Below are 18,501 nucleotides of genomic sequence, written 5' to 3' on the forward strand. Positions count from 1 at the left end.
GCCATGCGTAGCGTCCGTATTGGAGTCGACACCGGGGGCACGTTCACCGACGTGGTGGCCGTGGACGACCAGACCGGTGAGATCGTCACCACCAAAACCCCCTCGACCCCCGCGAACCCGGCCGACGGGTTCGTCAGGGGCATCGAGAAGCTGGGGCCGCTCGACGCGAGTTCCGTCGTGCACGGCACCACTGTTGCCACCAATCAACTGCTCGAGGACCGGATCGCGAACCTGGGGTTCATCACGACCGAGGGCTTCGAGTTCATCCTGGAGATAGCCCGGCAGAGCGTGCCCGACGGCTATGGCAACTCCTACTTCTGGGTCAAACCGCCGCGGATCGTCCCGATCCACCTGGTCAAGACCGTCGGGGGACGGCTGGACCACACCGGCGCCGAGGTACGCCCGTTCGCCGAGGAGCAGGCCGCCGAGGTGGCCCGCTGGCTCAAGGCCAAGGGCGTCACCGCGATCGGCGTGTGCTTCCTGCACTCCTACGCCAATCCGGACCACGAGCGGCGCATGCGGGACGTGCTGGCCCGTGAGCACCCCGAGGCGGTCGTCTCGCTGTCGAGCGACGTGCTGCGCGAATACCGCGAGTACGAGCGGTCGGTCACCACGCTCGTGGACGCGGCGGTCAAGCCGACGATGCGCCGCTACCTGGCCAACCTGTCGGCCCGGCTCGGCATGCCGTTCTCGGTGATGAAGTCCAACGGCGGCGTGCTGTCGGCCCGCGAGGTCGTCAACCAGCCGATCACCACGGTGCTGTCGGGGCCCGCTGCCGGGGCGCTGGGCGCGGCGCTCATCGCCTCCACGGCGGGGCACCCGTCTGTGATCACCCTGGACGGCGGCGGCACGTCCACCGACGTCGCCGTGGTGATCGACGGTGAGCCGTCCATCACCACCGAGGGCGTCATCGGCCGCTACCCGTGCAAGATCCCGATGATCGACATCGTCACCGTCGGCGCGGGCGGCGGCTCGATCGCCTGGATCTCGCCCGAGGGCACGCTGAAGGTCGGCCCCAAGTCGGCCGGGGCCGATCCCGGACCGCTCTGTTACGGCAGGGGCGGCACCGAGGTGACGGTCACCGACGCGCACGTCTTCCTCGGCCGCATCCCGCCGCACCTGCTCGGCGGGGAGATCCCGCTCGACGTGGCGGCCGCGCGCACTGGCATCCAGGCGCTGGCCGACAAGCTCGGGCTCAGCGCCGAGCGGACCGCGACGGGCATCCTGGAGATCAGCGCGTTCAACCAGAGCAACGCCATCCGTCAGCTCACCGTCAAGCGCGGGCTGGATGTGCGGGACTTCCCGCTGGTGACGTTCGGCGGCTCGGGGCCGCTGCTGGCCTGCCGGCTGATCGACATCCTGGGGCTGCCCGCGGTGGTCGTCCCGCCCGATCCGGGCAACGTCTCGGCGTTCGGCCTGCTCACGGTGGACGTCAAGAACGACTATGTGCGTACGTACGTCACCCGCGACCTGTCCTTGGAGACGGCCGGAACCATCTTCCGCGACCTGGAGGAGCAGGCGGCGCAGGCGCTCGACCGGGAGGGCTTCGACGAGCCGGTCTACGCCCGCAGCGCCGACCTGCGTTACTACGGCCAGGCGTACGAGGTGCGCGTGGCCGCCCCGGCGGGCGAGGTGGATGAGGAGTGGCGCCGGGAGGTGCTGGACCGCTTCCATCAGGCGCACGAGAAGCTCTACGGCTATGGCTATCGCGACGACGAGCGGCACGGCGTCGAATGGGTCAACCTGCGCGTCTCCGGCATCGGTCCCATCACCCGCCCGGCCATCCGCCGCAGGGAGCCCCGCGACGGCGAGACGCCCGCGGCGGTGACCAGGAGCGTGCACTTCGACTCGGCCGCCGACACACCGATCCACCAGCGGTCCGACCTGGACCCGGGCACGGTGGTCGAGGGTCCGGCGGTCATCGAGGAGTACGGCTCGACGATCCCCATCCATCCCGGCTTCACCGCTCAGGTGGACGACTACGGCAACGTGGAGGTGCGGCGTGGCTGACCCGATTCTCGTCGAGATCGTCGAAGGCACCCTGGCCTCCGTGGAGAAGGAGGTCGAGACCGCGATCGCGCGTACGGCCCGCTCGCCGATGATCCGCGACGCGCACGACTTCCGCGCGGGCATCCACGACGCCCGGCTGCGCAAGCTGACCGGCCGCTCCTACAGCGCGCTCGTCCAGCCGATCGTCCGCGACTTCCCGATCGAGGAGATGAACCCCGGCGACGTCTTCTTCCACAACGACGTCTACCTGTCGGAAGGCGGGATCGGCCACCTGCCCGACCTGTGCGTCACCGTCCCGGTCTTCCACGAGGGCTCTGTGGTGGCCTTCGTGCAGGCGTTCGGGCACCACGACGACATCGGCGGCTCCGTGCCCGGCTCGATGCCCTCGCACGCGCGCAGCGTGTACGAGGAGGGGCTGATGGTCCCGCCGATCAAGCTGTGGGACGCGGGCGTGCCCAACGAGGCCGCGCTGCGCATCATGACCCGCAACTCGCGCATGCCCGACTCCCTCGCGGGCGACCTCGACGCCGAGTGCTCGGCCTGCCTCATGGGGGCGCGCCGCCTGGGCGAGCTGTTCGACAGGTACGGCCGGACCGAGGTCGAGGAGTGCTTCGACGCGATCATCGGCAAGACGACGGAGACGTTCCGGCGCGAGCTGCTGGCCAAGATCCCCGAGGGCACCTACGCCTGGGAAGACTATGCCGAGCACGACGGCGTGGACGAGCCGCGGCTGCACGCCCAGCGGATCACGCTCACCGTCGACCACGCGGCGGACGCCCCGCTGAAGATCGACTTCACCGGCACGTCACCGCAGGCCAAGGGGCCTATCAACCACGCGGGCGACTACGCCGACGGCGTGTTCCTGAAGAAGTGGCTGGCCCCCATCCTGCGCAACCTCGCCGACACCCCGGAGCGCATGGCCGAGCTGGACGTCAACGAGGGTGTCGTCCCCCTGATCGAGATGGTCTTCCCGGAGAAGGGGACGCTGCTCACCCCGATCTTCCCCGCGCCCACCAACGCCCGGACGTTCGTGATCCTGCGCCTGCTCGGCGTGCTCGCGGGCGTGCTGGCCAAGGCCACCGGCGGCCGCATGCCGGCCGACCAGGAGACGATCCGCTACACCGGCGTCCACGGCGCCGACGCCGACGGCGTGCCGTACCTGATGAGGGAGGTCCTCGGCGGCGGCTCCGGCGGGCGCTGGTACGCCGACGGCGAGGACACCATCCACGTGGTGCCCGACTCGCGCAACATCCCGGTGGAGTTCGCCGAGGCGCGCTGGCCGTTCCGGGTCGAGCGCCTGGCGCTGGCCTGCGACTCGGGCGGGCCGGGCATGTTCAGGGGTGGGCTCGGCTACGACAAGCACATCAGGATGCTCAGGGACGCCTCGTACATGTCGATCGCCGACCGGTCGATCCTGTCGTGCTGGGGCGTCAACGGCGGGCTGGCCGGGCGGCCGTTCCGGGTCGAGATTGCGGGCAAGGAGATGGAGGGCCTGGTGGACGACCACCAGGTGCAGGCGGGCGAGACCATCCGCATCCGCACCACCGGGGGCGGCGGCTGGGGCTCACCGTACGACCGGGACCCGCGCGCCGTGGCGGCGGACGTCCGCGACGGCAAGGTGTCGATCGCCGGCGCCCTGGGCGACTACGGCGTGGTGCTGGACGGCGACCGCATCGACGAGCAGGGCACCGCCGAGCTCCGCGCCAACCTGCGCCCGCCGGCGGGCCGCTTCTTCGACCGCGGCCCCGGCTACCCGAAGCTGTCGGGCGGCCGCTCCCACGCGGAGGTGGACGAGCTCTAGCTGATGCCATGATGGGCTCCATTTCCTGACATGTCGCGAAATGGAGTCCGTCATGCGTGTCGCCCTCGCCGGTCTCGCCACCAGCCATCCCTTCACCGACGCCCGTACCCTGGCCCGCCACGCGGACCTGCTGGTGTGGGAGGAGGACCCGGAGCGGCTGAGCCGCTTCGCCGAAGAGCATCCCGGCGCCAAGGTGCTGCCGAGCCTGGCCGCGCTGCTGGCCGCCGAACCCGACGGCGTGGTGCTGACCGTGCCGAGCCCGCGCGTGCCCGGGGCGCTGGCGGCCGTGCTCGACACCGGCGCGGCCTGCTTCGTGAACAAGCCCGCCGTCGCCACCCGCGCCCAGCTGAACGAGCTGGACCGGCTGCGGATCCACGACCGCGTGCTGTCCAGCTCGGTGCTCCGCTTCGCTCCGGCCTTCGCGGGGCTGCGGGTGGACCCCGCCGACGTGCTCGCGGTCCGGGCCACCGTACGGCATGACGTCGGCCTCTGGGCCGATGGCTACAACGCCTGGCAGGACACCCCCGGCGAGGGCGGCGGGACGATGGTGACCATGGGGATCCACGGCGTGGAGCTGCTGGTCGCGTTGTTCGGCCCGGACGTACGGCTGGCCGGCGCGGCCTCGGCCACCAGGCACTACGCGGGCCTGCGCTCGGAGGACACCGGCGTCATGGCCCTGCGCTGGGACAGCGGCGTCACGGGCACGGTCGAGATCCTCGGCGTCTCGGATGAGGAGTCCTACTCCGTCACCGTTCACCGGCGCGGCGGCACCGACACCGTGGTGATCGAGGGCGGTGACGACCACGTCAAGGGCCTGGGCTACGAGGGGACGATCGAGGCGTTCCTGGCCATGGTCGGGGGCGCGCCGAGCCCGGTCCCGTGGGCGCAGACCCGGGCCATTCTGGAGGTACTGGTCGCTGCCCGCGAAACCACCCAATGACCGGCGCGCGAACCACCCGTTGAGCGGCGCCCGAGGACGCCCGCCAACAGGCGTCCGAGGGCGCCCATTGACAGCCGAACTCCGCCGCAGTTACGGTCTGGACCGTAAATGACGTAACGGAGGTAGACCGCGTGCGGACGACAGCGGAACTCGAGGAACGGCTGGCGCGGCCGAGCGCCGCCCTCGTCGACGACCTGAGCAGGCTCGACGGCGACATCCTGATCCTCGGCGCGGGCGGCAAGCTCGGCCCGAGCCTGGTCCGGCTGGCGCTCAACGCCACGCGTGGCGACCGGCGGATCATCGCGGTGTCCCGGTTCTCCGAACCCGGGCTGGCCCAGGCGCTCCAGGACGACGGCGCCACCGTGGTGGCCGCCGACGTGGCCGACGAGGGGGCGCTGCGCGAGCTGCCCGACGCGCCGAACGTGGTGTTCCTGGTCGGCGCCAAGTTCGGCACCGAGGGCCGGGAGCACGCCACCTGGTTCACCAACGCGTACCTGCCGGGCAGGGTCGCCGACAGGTTCAGGGACGCCAGGATCGCCGCCCTGTCCACCGGCAACGTCTACCCGCTGGTTCCCGTCGGCGGCGGCAGCACCGAGGGCTCGCCGACCGGGCCGGTCGGCGACTACGCGATGAGCTGCCTGGGCAGGGAGCGGGTGCTGTCGCACTTCGCGGAGGCGTACGGCACCCGCATGTCGCTGCTGCGGCTCAACTACGCCGTCGAACTGCGCTACGGCGTGCTCGTCGACCTGGCCGGGAAGATCCTGGCCGGGGCGCCGATCGATCTGGCCACCGGCCAGGTCAACGTGGTGTGGCAGGGCTACGCCAACGAGGTCGTGCTCCGCTCGCTGCTGCTCGCCGAGTCGCCGCCGTACGTGCTCAACGTGACCGGACCCGAGCTGGTCTCGGTCCGGCAGGCGGCGCTGGACCTCGGCGCGGCGCTGGGCAAGGAGCCGATGTTCAGCGGCGAGGAGGCGCCCACGGCGCTGCTGTCGAACGCCGGCAAGTGCCACCGCCTGTTCGGCTACCCCGAGCTCACGCCCGCCGAGCTGATCGAGCACACGGCGCGCTGGGTGGCCGACGGCGGCCCGTTGCTCGGCAAGCCCACCAAGTTCGAACGCCGTGACGGCCGCTTCTAACCGCGTGCCCGGCCCATTGACCCGAGGGGGATCCGACGTGCTCAGCACGATTCCAGAGGCGCAGACGTCCGTGCGCGAGCTGTTCCGGCGCGGCCTGGTGATTCCGGCGCACCCGCTGGCCTTGACCGAGGACCGCAAGCTGGACGAGCGGCGGCAGCGGGCGCTGACCCGCTATTACGTCGAGGCGGGCGCGGGCGGGCTGGCGGTGGGCGTGCACACCACGCAGTTCGCCATCCACGGCACCGACCTGCTGCCGCCGGTGCTGGAGCTGGCCGCGCGGACCGCGGGGGAGTACGAGCGCGAGGTGGTCCTCGTCGCGGGCGCGACCGGGACCACGCGGCAGGCCGTGGCGGAGGCCGAGCTGGCCAGGTCGCTCGGCTACCACATGGTGCTGCTGAGCCCGTGCCGGGAGCTGGACGAGGACGGGCTGATCGAGCGGGCGCGGGCGGTGGGCGAGGTGCTGCCGGTCATCGGCTTCTACCTGCAGACCGCGGTCGGCGGACGCCCTTTGTCGCGGAATTTCTGGACCCGGTTGGCGGCGATCGAGTCCGTGGTGGGCATCAAGGTCGCCCCCTTCGACCGCTACCGCACGCTCGACGTGCTCCACGGCGTGGTCCGGGCCGGTCGCGCGGCCGAGGTCGCCCTCTACACCGGCAATGACGACCACATCCTGGCCGATCTCGTCACCACCCACCGGGTGGTCGTGGACGGGCACGAGGTGGAGATCGAGTTCGTCGGCGGGCTGCTCGGTCAGTGGGCGGTCTGGGTACGGCGGGCGGTCGAACTGCTGGAGGAGGCCAAGCTGGCCCGCGCGGGCGATGATGCGGCCATGCGGCGGCTGCTCACCCTCGACGGTCACCTCACCGACGCCAACGCCGCCATCTTCGACTCGGCCAACGCCTTTCACGGCTGCATCCCCGGCATCCACGAGGTGCTGCGCCGTCAGGGGCTGCTGGCGGGGCGCTGGTGCCTGGACCCGGCGGAGGAGCTCTCCCCGGGGCAGCTCGCGGAGCTTGACCGGATCTGGGCCGCCTACCCGTGGCTGCGGGACGACGACTTCGTCAGCGCCGGCCTGTCGCGCTGGCTCGCCTGACCCTCATGCGAGCCAGCGGCACCGTCCCCGAGCCGGCCGTCCCCGAGCCGGCCGTCCCCAAAACGGCCGTCCCCGAGTCAGCCGTCCCCGAGCCCGCCGCCTCAGAGAGTGAGGCGGTACAGGGTCAGGGGGCGGCCGCTGGAGCCGCTGGTGAGGTTGCCCGTGCGCTCGGCCAGCCCGGCCAGCTCCAGCCGGTGCAGCATGCGCCGGGCCGTGCGCTGCTGGACGTCGAGGCGGTCGGCGATCTCCCTGGTGGTGAGCGGCTCGTCGCCCGCCGCCGATCGCGCCTCCAGCAGCCGCTCGATAGTCGCCACCGACAGCCCCACGCGGCGGGCGATCACCGAGAGGTTGCGCTCCGACTCCGGGACGCCGGCGACCGACTCCAGGACGATGTCGGTGTCGGCGCGCAGCGACAGCACCGCCGCGATGTCGCCGATGCGCCGGGCGCGGGCCAGGGCCCGGCGGGCCAGGCTCTCCGCCTCCGCCGCGCTGCGGCCCAGCCCGAAACCCACGCGTACCACCTGATTCTGCGCCGCGAGGCGGCCCAGCATGGGCAGGCCGGTGAAGCCGCCCGTGGCGTCGTGCAGCGGGCCCCGGGTGGTGACCAGGAGATGGGTGCCGCCCCGGAAGGCGGCCAGCGTGCCGCCGAGCGCGGTGGCCTCGCGCAGCAGCCCCTCCTCGTTCTCGACCTCGATCAGCCCGAGCGCGATCTGCGCGTCCTCCTGCGCCTGCCCCTCGGCGGTCAGCAGCAGCTGGCGCAGCGCCACCCGGACCGAGTGGACGGACGGCGCCAGGCGCAGCACGTGCATCTCGCCGCGCAGCGCCTCGTGCACCGAGCTCAGGCAGGTGATCACCGGATGGGCGGGGCCGCGCTTGTGGAAGGCGATCGCCTTCTTGGAGGTCATCTCCGGCCGGTAGGGCAGCGTCCTGAGCGTGTCGGCGGGCAGCCCGGCCTCGGCGAAGGTGGCCACCACGTCGGCCGCGGGCAGCGTGTCGATCGACAGCCCGGTGACGTCCTGGCCCTCGTGCTGCAGGCGTACCAGGGCGCTGAGCAGCGTCGCGCCCGAGTAGTCGACGAACGCGGCGGCCCGGCTCAGCACCTCGGCGTCGCGGGAGAGCATGTACGGGACGATGCCGGTGAACAGCCACCCCTCCACGGCGGCGGCGTGCGCCTCGACGATCGCGGGCGCCTGCGACTCGTGGTCGTAGTCGAGGCGCAGCGCGGTGACGCCGGGCTGCTCCTCGCAGGTGGCCGCGACGTCGTCGACCAGATCATGCGGGCCGACGACCCCGATGACGATTCCCACCCACGCCTCCCTCTCGCTGTTTTCGGTCAAGACCGCAATTATATCTTGTGAGGTGCCCCTGTGAAGTTCCCGTCCATGGCCGAGGCCGCCGGCCGTACGCTCGGCGACGAGGAGGTGGCCGCCGCGGCGCGGGTGATCCGCTCGGGCATGCTCAGCTCCGTCTGGGGGACCGAGACCAGAGCGCTCGAACGCGAGGTCGCCGCGTTGTACGGCGTGCGCCACGCGGTCGCGTGCGGCTCCGGCACCGCGGCCCTCCATCTGTCGGTCGTGGCGGCTGCGCCGGACCCCGGAGACGAGATCATCACGACGCCGATCACCGACTTCGGGACCGTGGCCCCCATCCTGGCGCAGAACGCGGTCCCTGTCTTCGCGGATGTGGATCCCTCGGACGGCAATCTCGACCCCGGCGCGGTGGCCAAGCTGATCGGCCCGCGGACTCGGGCGATCATGGCCGTGCACCTGTTCGGCGCGCCCGCCCGCGTGGCCGAGCTGCGGGCGCTGGCCGACGAGCACGGCCTGGCGCTGATCGAGGACTGCGCCCAGGCGTGGCTCGCCGAGCTGCCGGACGGCCGGCCGGCCGGCACGGTGGGCGACGTCGCCACCCTCAGCCTGCAGCAGTGGAAGCACATCACCTGCGGCGACGGCGGCCTGGCGCTCACCGAGGACGACGAGCTGGCGCGCCGGATGCGGCTGTTCGCCGACAAGGGCTGGGACCGGGCGGCCGGGCGCTCACACGCCGGTTTCGGCCTGAACTACCGCATGACCGAGCTGCAGGCCGCCGTGGCGCGGGCCCAGCTCGCCAAGCTGCCCGGCGTGGTCGCGGCCCGCCGCCGCACGGCCGTACGGCTGCTCGACGCCCTTCAGGGCCTGCCAGGGGTACGGCTGCCGCGCCCGGAGGGGCACGCCTGGTGGCTGTTCCCCATCGTGCGGCCCGAGGGTGACGCCCGGGAGCTGGCCGCGCACCTGGCCGCGGCCGGGATACCCGCGCGGGCCGGTTACCTGGAGGAGCCGCTGAACCGCGCCCCGCTGTGGGATCGGCCCATCTACGGCTCCTCGCGCTACCCGCTCGACGGCTACGTCCCGAACCCGTGCCCCGAGGCCGAGCGGCTGGTCGCCGAGACGCTGCTGATCATCGACTGGAACGAGAACTACACGGCCGAGCACGCCGACGCCGTCGCCCGCGAGATCACCCGATTCACCGCGCGTTGACGGCGGAGGCCGTAGTTACGTTCAGGTATCGCCCATTGACCGCACGAGGTCCTCGTTACTAGGTTTCGGTCAGGACCGGTATTACTCGAAAGGAATCCGCCGATGAGGAAGACAGCGGCACTCGGCCTGACGGCCGCCCTGGCCCTCGCCGCCGCCGGGTGCGGATCCAGCGGCTCGGACAAGAGCACCGTGACCCTCTGGATGTACCCCGTCATCGGGGACCAGGCCAAGAGCCAGGCGTTCTGGGCCAAGGTCGAGAAGGACTTCGAGGCCAAGAACGCGACGATCGACATCAAGATCGACCAGCAGCCGTGGGAGGGCCGTCAGGAGAAGGTCACGACGGCACTGGTCTCGAAGAAGGGCTTCGACCTCGTCGTCCTGGGTCCCGACCAGATCCCCCAGTACGCCCAGCAGGGCACCATCGACGCCGTCGACGACGTGGTGGGCAAGGACAAGGCGACCTACCTGCCCAGCGCGCTCACCGCGCTGACCGTGAACGGCAAGCTGTACGGCGTGCCGATCTACCAGACGATCACCGCGCCCATCTACAACAAGAAGCTGTTCGCCGAGGCGGGCGTCGAGAAGGTGCCCGAGACGCTGGCCGAGCTCAAGGCGGCGGCGCCCAAGCTGGCCGCCAAGAAGGTCGCCGTGCTCGACTACCCCGGCAAGCCCGAGGTCAGCCTCAACCAGAGCTTCTATCCCATCCTGTGGGCCAACGGCGGCAGCGTCTTCGCCCCCGACGGCAAGAAGGTGGCCTTCAACAGCCAGCAGGGCGTCGACAGCCTGCAACTGCTGCTGGACCTGAAGGCCGCGGGCGGCCTGCCCGAGGACACCGCCAGCAAGGGCAACGAGGTCGAGGGCGGCGCCCTGGCCAAGGGCAAGAGCGCGATGTACCACGCGGCCACCGCCCTGCAGGCCACCCAGCTCGGTGCCGCGATCGGCGCCGACAACGTCGGCATCGGCTTGCCGCTGGAGGGCGTCAAGCGGGTCGCGTTCGGCATCCCGGGTGCCCTGGTGCTGGCCAAGCACGCCGAGAGCAAGGACGCGGCGAAGAAGTTCGCCACCTACCTGTCCTCGCCCGAGGTCGCCGCCAGCCTGGCCGCGGAGTCGGGCTTCTTCCCCGCCCGTACCGACGTGACCGTGCCGGGACAGTCGGCCGCGGCCACGGAGTTCGCCAAGTCGCTGCAGTACGCCTTCCCCGGTGACACCCACCCGAAGGCCCGCCAGGTGATGGGCGTCATCGCCCCGCACATCCAGGCGGCCCTGCTCGGCAAGGAGGACGCCAAGACGGCGCTCGACGCGGCGGCCAAGGAGGCCGACGCGCTGCTGGGCAACGGCGGATAGGGATGCGCCAACGCCTGCGTGACCCGGTCACGGGCCTGCTGTTCGTGCTGCCTGTGCTGGTGCTCTTCCTGATCTTCAGGATCTTCCCCGCCCTCGGCGCGGCGGGGATGAGCCTGACCAACTGGAACATCGGCGGAGAGTGGAGCTTCGTCGGCGCGGACAACTACGCCCGGCTGCTCGACGACACGATCTTCTGGACGAGCCTGCGCGTGACGCTCGTGTACGTGGCCGTCTACGTGCCGCTCACCCTGCTCGTGTCGCTGGGCACGGCGTTGCTGCTGAACCAGGTCGTGTTCCTGCGCGGCCTGTTCCGCGGCATGCTGTTCCTGCCGTACGTGACCAGCTTCGTGCTGGCCGGCGTCATCTGGCGGTGGATCTACGAGTTCGACGGCCTGATCAACGGCATCCTGGGCAAGGCGGGGCTCGGCCCGGTGGCCTTCCTGGAGCAGTCGTCGCTGGTGCTGCCGGCCCTGGCCGTGGTGTCGGCGTGGAAGGGCTTCGGCTACTCCATGCTGATCCTGCTGGCCGGATTGAAGGCGATCCCCGGCTCCTACCTGGAGGCGGCCCGGGTCGACGGGGCCTCGGCGTGGCAGCGCTTCCGCCGGATCACGCTGCCGCTGCTGAAGCCCGCGCTCTTCTTCGTCCTGGTGATCGAGACGATCAGCGCCTTCCAGACCTTCGACACCGTCTACGTGATGACCGGCGGCGGTCCCGCCAGGGCCACCTACACCCTCATCTACGGCATCTACGACCACGGCTTCAGATCCTTCGACTTCGGCTACGCCGCCACGTGGGGGATGGTCCTGTTCGCCCTGGTGCTCATCGTGTCGCTGATCCAGCGCCGCTTCCTGGACCGGGGGAACACATGACGCGCACGCGGCAGAGATGGCCGCTCGTCGCGCTGCTCGGCGTGCTGTCGGTGCTGACCGTCAGCCCGTTCGCCGCCATGCTGATCGTCGCGCTGTCGCCCGCGGGCGCCCCGACCCTGCCCGCGCAGTGGCCGGACTCGCTCACGCTCGACAACCTCACGCGGGTGCTGTCCGCCTCCGGCTTCGTGGGGTGGACGGTCAACTCGCTGGTGTACTCCGTGGTCTCGGTGGTGATCATCCTGCTCACCGCCTCGATGGCCGGGTACGCCTTCGCCAAGAAGCGCTTCCCCGGCCGCCAGGCGATGTTCTGGACGTTCCTCGCGACCATGATGGTGCCCTTCCAGGCCACCCTGATCCCGACGTTCGTGCTGGTCAACAGCCTCGACGGGGTGGACACGTTCTGGGGGCTGATCGTCCCGACGCTGGCCAACTCGCAGGCGGTGTTCCTGATGCGGCAGTTCATCATGGGGCTGCCCGACGAGCTGTTCGACGCGGCCAAGGTCGACGGCGCCTCCGAGCTGCGGGTCTACTGGACGATCGTGGTGCCGCTGACCCGGCCCGTCCTGGCCACGCTGGGCGTGTTCGTGTTCCTGTGGCACTGGAACGACTTCCTGTGGCCGCTGGTGGTGGGGCAGAGCGACGCCACGCGTACGCTCACCGTCGGCCTGACCACGCTGCGGACCGAGGAGATGCAGCTGTCGGTGCTGATGGCGTCGGCGGCGATCTCCGTGGTGCCGTGCCTGCTGGTCTTCTTCCTGTTGCAGCGGTACCTGGTCAACAGCATCGCGATGACTGGGCTGAAATAAGCTCTCTCGGGTGGATATTTCGGCACAAGTCCTCCGTGATCGTCTTCGCGGCACGCTGCTCGCCGCCGCGGCCACCCCCATGACGGAGTCGGGCGAGGTGGATCTCGGCGTGGTCTCGCGCTACCTCACCGGGCTGGTCGAGGACGGTGCTGACGGGCTGGCGGTGCTCGCGCACACCGGCCGCGGGCCGTACTTGACTCCGGACGTACGCGCCGCCGTGATCGAGCGCGCGGTCGCGCTCGGCGTGCCGGTCATCGTCGGCGTCGGCGGCGCCCCCGAGCGGGCCGTGGCGGAGGCCCAGGTGGCCGCGAGGCTCGGCGCCGATGGCGTCCTGGTCTTCCCCGCCGAGGGCGACCGGCTGGGCGGCCACGAGGCGATCTGGCGGGCCGCCGGGATCCCCATGATCGCCTTCGACCTCTACACCCGGCCCTGCCCGGCCGACACCATGCGGGACCTCCTCCGGCATCCCGGCGTGGCCGGGATCAAGACCGCGCTGCTGTCCGACGCCATGGGCTGCCAGCGCGCCATCACCCTCGCGAGAGAGGCGGGCCGGCTGGCCATCACCGGTGAGGACCGCATGTTCGGCCCGTCGCTCCTGTGGGGCGCCGAGGCCGCCCTGGTGGGCCTCGCGGCCGCGTCGGTCCAGGTCACTGCCGGGGTCATGGCCGCCTACCGAGGTTCGGACCTGCGGGCCTTCGACGCGGCGTCGGGCCGCCTGGACCGCCTGGCCACCGTCACCTTCACCGAGCCCATGGAGGGCTACGTCCAGCGCATGCTGTGGCTCGCGGCGGCCGAGGGCCGCATCCCGGAGTCCCACGCCCACGACCCGTACGGCCCGCCCCTGCCGGAGCAGGAACGGGCCGCGGTGGCGAGGGCGGGGGGCTACCTCGCGATGTAGGCGTCGGCGACGGTCTGCGTGACGGCGCTGCCGTCCTTGCCCTTCGCCTCAGCCTTGATCGTGATGCTGCCGGCCGGGTTGACCACCAGGACCTTGTAGGAGCCGCCCGGCGCCGGGAGGACCACGGCCGGCGTCCAGTGGGCACCCTTGTCGGCGGAGGTCCAGACCCGCAGCGCGGACGCGCCGCCCTCGGCCTTGACGGTGAACGCGAACGGCCGGCCGGCCGCCACGGTGTCGTTGCCCGGCAGGTTGAGCTCGTACCGGAGCTGGATCAGCGGCAGCCGGGCGCACGGCTGCTTGTCACCGAAGAGCAGGCCGTCCAGGCAGGTGTAGGGGGCGTTGTCCTTCACCGGCCGGGCCGAACGGAACGTCCAGGTGGACTCGACGCTGGTGCCCGCGTGCTTGCCGGTGAACCCGTCCTTCCACACGTTGGTCAGCCGGTACGTGCCCGACCCGGCCGGCACGCTGTAGTACGGCAGGCCGATCTCGTCGGACTGGGGCTGCACCTCCGTCTCGCCGCTGAACAGATGGGTCTGCTCGTCGCCCGGCGCCCCTACATAGGTGTGGCTGGGGTTGGCGGCGTCGGTGTAGTAGCCCAGGCCGAACGGGACGAGCGCGCGCATCCGCAGCCGGTCGCCCTGGCGGCAGCCGTCGCAGAAGATCCCCGGATCGACCCAGTCCGGCCGGTCAGGCCCGGTGGTGATCTGGGTGGGCATGAGGGCCTCGTTCCACTCCTCCCGCTCCTGGGTGGCGCGGGTGAACCCCCGTTCGGACATGGCCAGGCGAGTGGTGTCCGTGGCGGGGTCGCGGAACTGGTAGCCGCGCTGCCACAGCACCTCGCCGCCGGTCGTGTTGTAGTACTCGGTCCGGGTCACGGGCGCGTTGAAGAGGTGCGAGCCGCGGACGCTGAGCGGCTGGACGGGGATGTAGGTGTGGTCGACCTCGTTGAAGTTCGGGTACGGCCCCCACCTTCCCGCCTGCATGGGGAACTGGGCGTGGTAGGTGGTGTCGATCGCGGTCAGGTCGCGGGCCTTCGGGGCGAAGGTCAGGCGGCCGGCGGTGGTGCCCTTCACGTAGTAGGCGAGCTTGTACTCGAACGGGCTGTTCGGCTGGACGGTCAGCTTCCCGGCCGGGTACGGCTTGCGGGCCATGGCCTTGCCGAGGGCGTCGGCTTCGGCGCTGTCGAGCCACAGGAGGGGCAGCTTGTTCTGGGCGAGGTAGGCGTCGGCGCTGAGGATCCAGGCGAAGCGGTCGTTGGTGATCACACCCGCGGCCCCGCCCTTGATCGCCGTCTCCATGTCGGTCAGGAGGAGTTGCAATGAGTCCCTGGCGGGGAGATAGACCAGCTTGCCGCGTATGTCCGCGCCGATGGTGGTCAGGCTCAGCCGCTGGTCGGCGGCGAACTTGGGCACCAGGGCGTCGTGCTCACTGACGTAGCGCGGATGCAGCGACAGGCCCGGCACGCTCAGCGAGACCTCCGGCGCCCGGCGGATCTGGTCGAACAGGAACGTGAAGGTGCCCACGGTCGGCTTGGACGTGACCGGCGTGACCCAGTAGTTTCCGGTGATCGCCGGCTCGTAGCTCAGCAGCGAGGCGCCGGCGTACATCCGCCCCGAGGCGGTCGTGCGGACGTTCATCGTGTTCAGGAACACCGGCTCCGACTCGCGCGGCGTGCTGATCCGCAACGGTTCGGTCTTCGTCGCGTCCAGGGTGATCGTGGTCTCGCCGGTGAGCTTGGTCTCGGGGGCGATCAGCAGGCCGTACTGGAGCTGGTGGGCCGGCATGGTGTACCACCACGGCTGGGTGCTGATGGAGTAGACGCCGCCGTGGGCGAGCTTCACGTCCACCTGCACCGTGCCGGGCACGTCGGTGGCCCGCCAGCTCTCGGTGACCATGGTGCGCGGCTCGCCGTCGAGGAGCGGATCGGTGTCGCTGACCCTGATCACGGACAGCGGTCCGGGGTTCAGCCTCGCCCACTCGGGCTTGCCGACGAGCTTGACGTGCACCGTGTCCATCTGGGCCTGCTTGCGGAAGGCGATGGGCGCCGTCAGCCGGTCGGTCCCGGCCGTCGCCGTCAGCCGGCCCTCGTACCAGCCGGGTTCGCCGAGCTTGGGCTCGATGGTGAGGTCCGCCGAGGCGGTGCCGCCCGCGGGCACGGTCAGCGACGACGGCGTGATCGAGGCCATCCCGGCGGGCACCTGCGCCTCGCCGCGCGCCAGTGCCAGCGACAGGGACAGCGTGACGGGGTCCTTGCCGGTGTTGCGGTAGGTCACCTTCTTGGTGAGCGTCTGGCCGGTGTACGGGTCGGTGAACCCGGCCGACACCACCGACAGGTCGTCGAAGACCTGCTGGGTGACGGCCCGGCCGATGTCCAGCCGACCGGCGCCCTGGTCGTACGGCGAGGTGGCGTCAAGGGGCTGCGCGGTGCCCACCAGGGCGGTCTTGAGCTGGTCGGGCGTCCAGTCGGGATGCTGGGCGGCCAGGATGCCCGCCGCGGCGGCCACGTGCGGCGTGGCCATCGAGGTGCCGGACGCCGCCGTGTAGTTGTCGTCGATCGGGCCGCCGCCCGGGACGCTGCTGCCCTCGCCGAGCGAGGTCCCGGCCGCGCGGGCCGCGATGATGTTCACGCCGGGCGCGGTGATCTCCGGCTTGATCGCGAAGTCGTCGCTCAGGCGCGGGCCGCGGCTGGAGAACGACGCGATCTTGTCGGCGGAGTCGACCGCCCCGACCGTGAGGGCCGAGGTCGCCGCGCCGGGCGCGGCCACGGTGAACCGGTCAGGGCCCGAGTTGCCCGCCGCGACCACGAACAGCGTGCCGTACTCGGCGGTCAGGTCGTTGGCCGCCTGGCTCAGCGGGTCGGTGCCGTCGGTCGCGCCGTTGCTGCCCAGGCTCATGTTGACCACCCGGGCGTGCTCGGTGGCCGCCTGCCACTCCATCGCCGCGATGATCTCGGAGTTGTTGCCGCTGCCGGTGTCGTCCAGCGCCTTGGCGATGGTCAGCCGGGCACCGGGCGCCACGCCCTTGTAGCGGCCGTTGGACGCGGCGCCGCTGCCCGCGATGATGCCCGCCACGTGGGTGCCGTGGCCGAACTTGTCGGAGGCGTTGGCCGGGTCGCCGCCGCCGGGCCTGCCCGCCGGGACGAAGCTGCGCGCCTCGGCGATCCTGCCCTGAAGGTCGGGGTGCTGGGCGTCGATGCCGGTGTCGATGATGCCGACCGTGGCGCCGGTGCCGTCGAACCCGGCGGCCCACGCCTTCGGCGCGCCGATCTGCGGGTTGCTGACGTCGTCGAGCGCCTTGGCCTTGCCGTCGAGCCACACCTTGCGCAGGCCGTTCTCGAGGGCGGGGGCCGCCTTCGCCTTGGCCTCCGACGGGGTCGTCTCCCCGGTCACGGACTGCCAGAACGTTCGGGCCTGCTTCTTGTCGACCTTCAGCGCGGCGCCGTCGATGCTCTTCAGGACCAGCGGTTCCGTGCCGCCCTTCAGCGCCCGGGCCTTGCCCGCGACGTCGCCGGACTTCACCTGCGGCTGGTACTGGACGATGAGGGGCAGCCGATCGGCCTTGGCGTCGCCGTACCCGTTGACGGCCAGGTAGTCGACGTTGAACAGCTCCTTGTCCAGCAGGCCGCTGCTGACGTAAGGACCGGCGTCAGCGGGGATCACGTAGTAGCCGTGCTCGTCCTGCTGGGCCTGGTAGGTCGTCGCCTCGTGGCCGTCGCGGGGGTCCACGACGACCGCCGCGCGGCCCGCGGCGTCCTTGGAGTAGGTGAGGGTGTCCCCGGTGACCAGGGTGATCTTGACGGGCGCCGTACCCCGCGCCTTGACGGCGGCGGGCGCGTTGGCGGACCCGTTGGCGGGCGCCTCAGCGGGTGCGGCGGCGGGCGCGGCGGTGGCCGGCTCGGCTACGGCGACCAGCGGCACCGCCAGCGCGAGCGCGAGTAAGGCCCCGAGACCGCGGCGCCGGGGGGTGGACAGCATGCGCACGGCACTCTCCTGTGCGGTGGAGATCGTTTCCTCGCTGACCTAATCTGGGAATCAGTCAGGGCACAAGTACGCCGGAGGGGCCAAAACCCGCCAGGTGGCGGTATCCCGCCATTGGTCAGAAGGGTGCCGCCATGCTCGAAGCGATCGGCCTGTCACCGGCCGAGAGCCGCCTGTACACGATGCTCGTCGAGAATCCGCGGTCATCGGCCGCCGAACTCGCCACGCACTGCGGGGTCTCGACGCCGCTGGCCGCGCGCACGCTCGCCGGATTTGCCCGGCGCGGGCTGGCCAGCCGCCTGCCCGGCCGCCGCGCCCGATACGTGGCGGTCGCGCCGGACATCGCCATCCGGCCGATGCTCAGCCGCCAGGAGGAGGAGCTGCACCAGGTACGGACGGCCATCCACGAGCTCACCACGTCGTTCCAGCGGGCCTCACGCTACGCGGCGCACCCCGCCGAGCAGGTGGAGGTGGTCATGGGCACCGACAACATCATCAGCCGGGCGTACGCGCTCCAGGAGAGCGCGCAGAGCATGTTCCGCAACATCGACAAGCCCCCGTACGTCATGCCGGACCTGTCGGGCAATACGGAGCGCGAGCTGCGGATGCTCCAGGCGGGGGTCGACTACCGCAGCGTCTACGACCTGGAGGCGCTGGCGATGCCGGGCCGGCTGGAGCTGATCCAGGCCGCGGCGGCGCGTGGTGAGAAGGTGCGCGTGGTGGCGGACGCGCCGGTGAAGATCTGGATCGCCGACGACGCGCTCGCGCTGATCCCCATCCGCAGCGGGGCGTACGCGATCGACGCGGCGTTCATCCTGCACCACTCGGCGCTGCTGGACGCGCTGATCGCGCTGTTCGAGCGGGAGTGGCGGCGCGGCTTCCCGTTACGCGCGGTGCCCCGGCCGCCCGCCGACGGTCCGGACGAGCTGGCCAGGGACCTGCTGGCGCTGATGGCCGGGGGACTGACCGACGAGGGCATCGCGCGGGCGCTCGGGCTCGGGCTGCGTACCGTGCAGCGCCGCATCCACGACCTCATGCAGGACCTCAACGCCATCACCCGCTTCCAGGCGGGGATGGCGGCGAGGGAACGTGGGTGGATCTGACGGTTGTT

At 71.4% G+C, this 18,501-nt stretch carries 13 protein-coding genes; 11 read left to right on the plus strand and 2 right to left on the minus strand.

What is annotated here, in order from left to right:
* Window positions 1-3: 3 nt before the first annotated feature.
* The 5 genes from AB0J16_RS12170 to AB0J16_RS12190 all read left to right on the plus strand — a co-directional run bounded on the left by AB0J16_RS12170 (window position 4) and on the right by AB0J16_RS12190 (window position 6,980).
* Window positions 4-2,010 carry a hydantoinase/oxoprolinase family protein gene (locus tag AB0J16_RS12170; protein WP_358537667.1) on the plus strand — a complete coding sequence of 669 codons (2,007 nt, stop codon included), beginning with the start codon at window positions 4-6 and terminating at the stop codon, window positions 2,008-2,010.
* On the plus strand, window positions 2,003-3,811 hold the full coding sequence (locus AB0J16_RS12175) for a hydantoinase B/oxoprolinase family protein (RefSeq protein WP_358537669.1): 1,809 nt from the start codon (window positions 2,003-2,005) through the stop codon (window positions 3,809-3,811). Before AB0J16_RS12170 ends, AB0J16_RS12175 begins: the two co-directional genes overlap by 8 nt.
* 52 nt (window positions 3,812-3,863) lie before the next feature.
* Window positions 3,864-4,751 (plus strand): Gfo/Idh/MocA family oxidoreductase, encoded by an 888-nt coding sequence (locus AB0J16_RS12180; protein WP_358537671.1) that lies wholly within the window; start codon window positions 3,864-3,866, stop codon window positions 4,749-4,751.
* Between the two features lie 131 nt (window positions 4,752-4,882).
* A complete protein-coding gene (locus AB0J16_RS12185) occupies window positions 4,883-5,887 on the plus strand; it encodes an NAD(P)-dependent oxidoreductase (protein ID WP_358537673.1) in 1,005 nt (334 codons plus the stop codon).
* 37 nt (window positions 5,888-5,924) lie between these two features.
* On the plus strand, window positions 5,925-6,980 hold the full coding sequence (locus tag AB0J16_RS12190; protein WP_358537675.1) for a dihydrodipicolinate synthase family protein: 1,056 nt from the start codon (window positions 5,925-5,927) through the stop codon (window positions 6,978-6,980).
* 101 nt (window positions 6,981-7,081) lie between these two features.
* On the opposite strand, the gene AB0J16_RS12195 is transcribed toward AB0J16_RS12190, so the two are convergent.
* On the minus strand, window positions 7,082-8,317 hold the full coding sequence (locus AB0J16_RS12195; protein WP_358537679.1) for a hypothetical protein: 1,236 nt from the start codon (window positions 8,315-8,317) through the stop codon (window positions 7,082-7,084).
* Window positions 8,318-8,347: 30 nt separating this feature from the next.
* Here AB0J16_RS12195 and AB0J16_RS12200 point away from each other — a divergent pair, with 30 nt between their 5' ends.
* The 5 genes from AB0J16_RS12200 (at window position 8,348) to AB0J16_RS12220 (ending at window position 13,413) form a co-directional block, all read left to right on the plus strand.
* Window positions 8,348-9,496: a DegT/DnrJ/EryC1/StrS family aminotransferase gene (locus AB0J16_RS12200; RefSeq protein WP_358537681.1), complete on the plus strand. Its 1,149-nt coding sequence runs from the start codon at window positions 8,348-8,350 to the stop codon at window positions 9,494-9,496.
* Between the two features lie 102 nt (window positions 9,497-9,598).
* Window positions 9,599-10,840 carry a sugar ABC transporter substrate-binding protein gene (locus AB0J16_RS12205; protein WP_358537683.1) on the plus strand — a complete coding sequence of 414 codons (1,242 nt, stop codon included), beginning with the start codon at window positions 9,599-9,601 and terminating at the stop codon, window positions 10,838-10,840.
* Window positions 10,841-10,842: 2 nt separating this feature from the next.
* The gene (locus AB0J16_RS12210; protein WP_358537686.1) at window positions 10,843-11,709 is read left to right on the plus strand and encodes a sugar ABC transporter permease; all 867 of its coding nucleotides are present in this window, start codon (window positions 10,843-10,845) and stop codon (window positions 11,707-11,709) included.
* Entirely contained in the window at window positions 11,706-12,515 is an 810-nt protein-coding gene (locus AB0J16_RS12215; RefSeq protein ID WP_357941230.1) for a carbohydrate ABC transporter permease, read from the plus strand. The genes AB0J16_RS12210 and AB0J16_RS12215 overlap by 4 nt, the downstream gene beginning before the upstream one ends.
* 10 nt (window positions 12,516-12,525) lie before the next feature.
* Complete coding sequence (locus AB0J16_RS12220) at window positions 12,526-13,413, plus strand: dihydrodipicolinate synthase family protein (protein WP_358537688.1); 888 nt, start codon at window positions 12,526-12,528, stop codon at window positions 13,411-13,413.
* Here AB0J16_RS12220 and AB0J16_RS12225 read toward each other — a convergent pair.
* Complete coding sequence (locus AB0J16_RS12225) at window positions 13,398-17,387, minus strand: S8 family serine peptidase (protein ID WP_358538829.1); 3,990 nt, start codon at window positions 17,385-17,387, stop codon at window positions 13,398-13,400. The genes AB0J16_RS12220 and AB0J16_RS12225 overlap by 16 nt on opposite strands.
* A gap of 137 nt (window positions 17,388-17,524) precedes the next feature.
* Here AB0J16_RS12225 and AB0J16_RS12230 point away from each other — a divergent pair, with 137 nt between their 5' ends.
* On the plus strand, window positions 17,525-18,493 hold the full coding sequence (locus AB0J16_RS12230; RefSeq protein ID WP_358537690.1) for a helix-turn-helix domain-containing protein: 969 nt from the start codon (window positions 17,525-17,527) through the stop codon (window positions 18,491-18,493).
* The last annotated feature ends 8 nt before the right edge of the window (window positions 18,494-18,501 follow it).

It is taken from the genome of Nonomuraea sp. NPDC049750, from assembly GCF_040659625.1.
Taxonomy (GTDB): Bacteria; Actinomycetota; Actinomycetes; order Streptosporangiales; family Streptosporangiaceae; genus Nonomuraea.

Coding starts and splice junctions, on each gene's coding strand:
- AB0J16_RS12230 (WP_358537690.1), top strand. CDS start 17,525: ATGCTCGAAGCGATCGGCCTGTCACCGGCCGAGAGCCGCCTGTACACG.
- AB0J16_RS12205 (WP_358537683.1), top strand. CDS start 9,599: ATGAGGAAGACAGCGGCACTCGGCCTGACGGCCGCCCTGGCCCTCGCC.
- AB0J16_RS12210 (WP_358537686.1), top strand. CDS start 10,843: ATGCGCCAACGCCTGCGTGACCCGGTCACGGGCCTGCTGTTCGTGCTG.
- AB0J16_RS12180 (WP_358537671.1), top strand. CDS start 3,864: ATGCGTGTCGCCCTCGCCGGTCTCGCCACCAGCCATCCCTTCACCGAC.
- AB0J16_RS12225 (WP_358538829.1), bottom strand. CDS start 17,387: ATGCTGTCCACCCCCCGGCGCCGCGGTCTCGGGGCCTTACTCGCGCTC.
- AB0J16_RS12170 (WP_358537667.1), top strand. CDS start 4: ATGCGTAGCGTCCGTATTGGAGTCGACACCGGGGGCACGTTCACCGAC.
- AB0J16_RS12215 (WP_357941230.1), top strand. CDS start 11,706: ATGACGCGCACGCGGCAGAGATGGCCGCTCGTCGCGCTGCTCGGCGTG.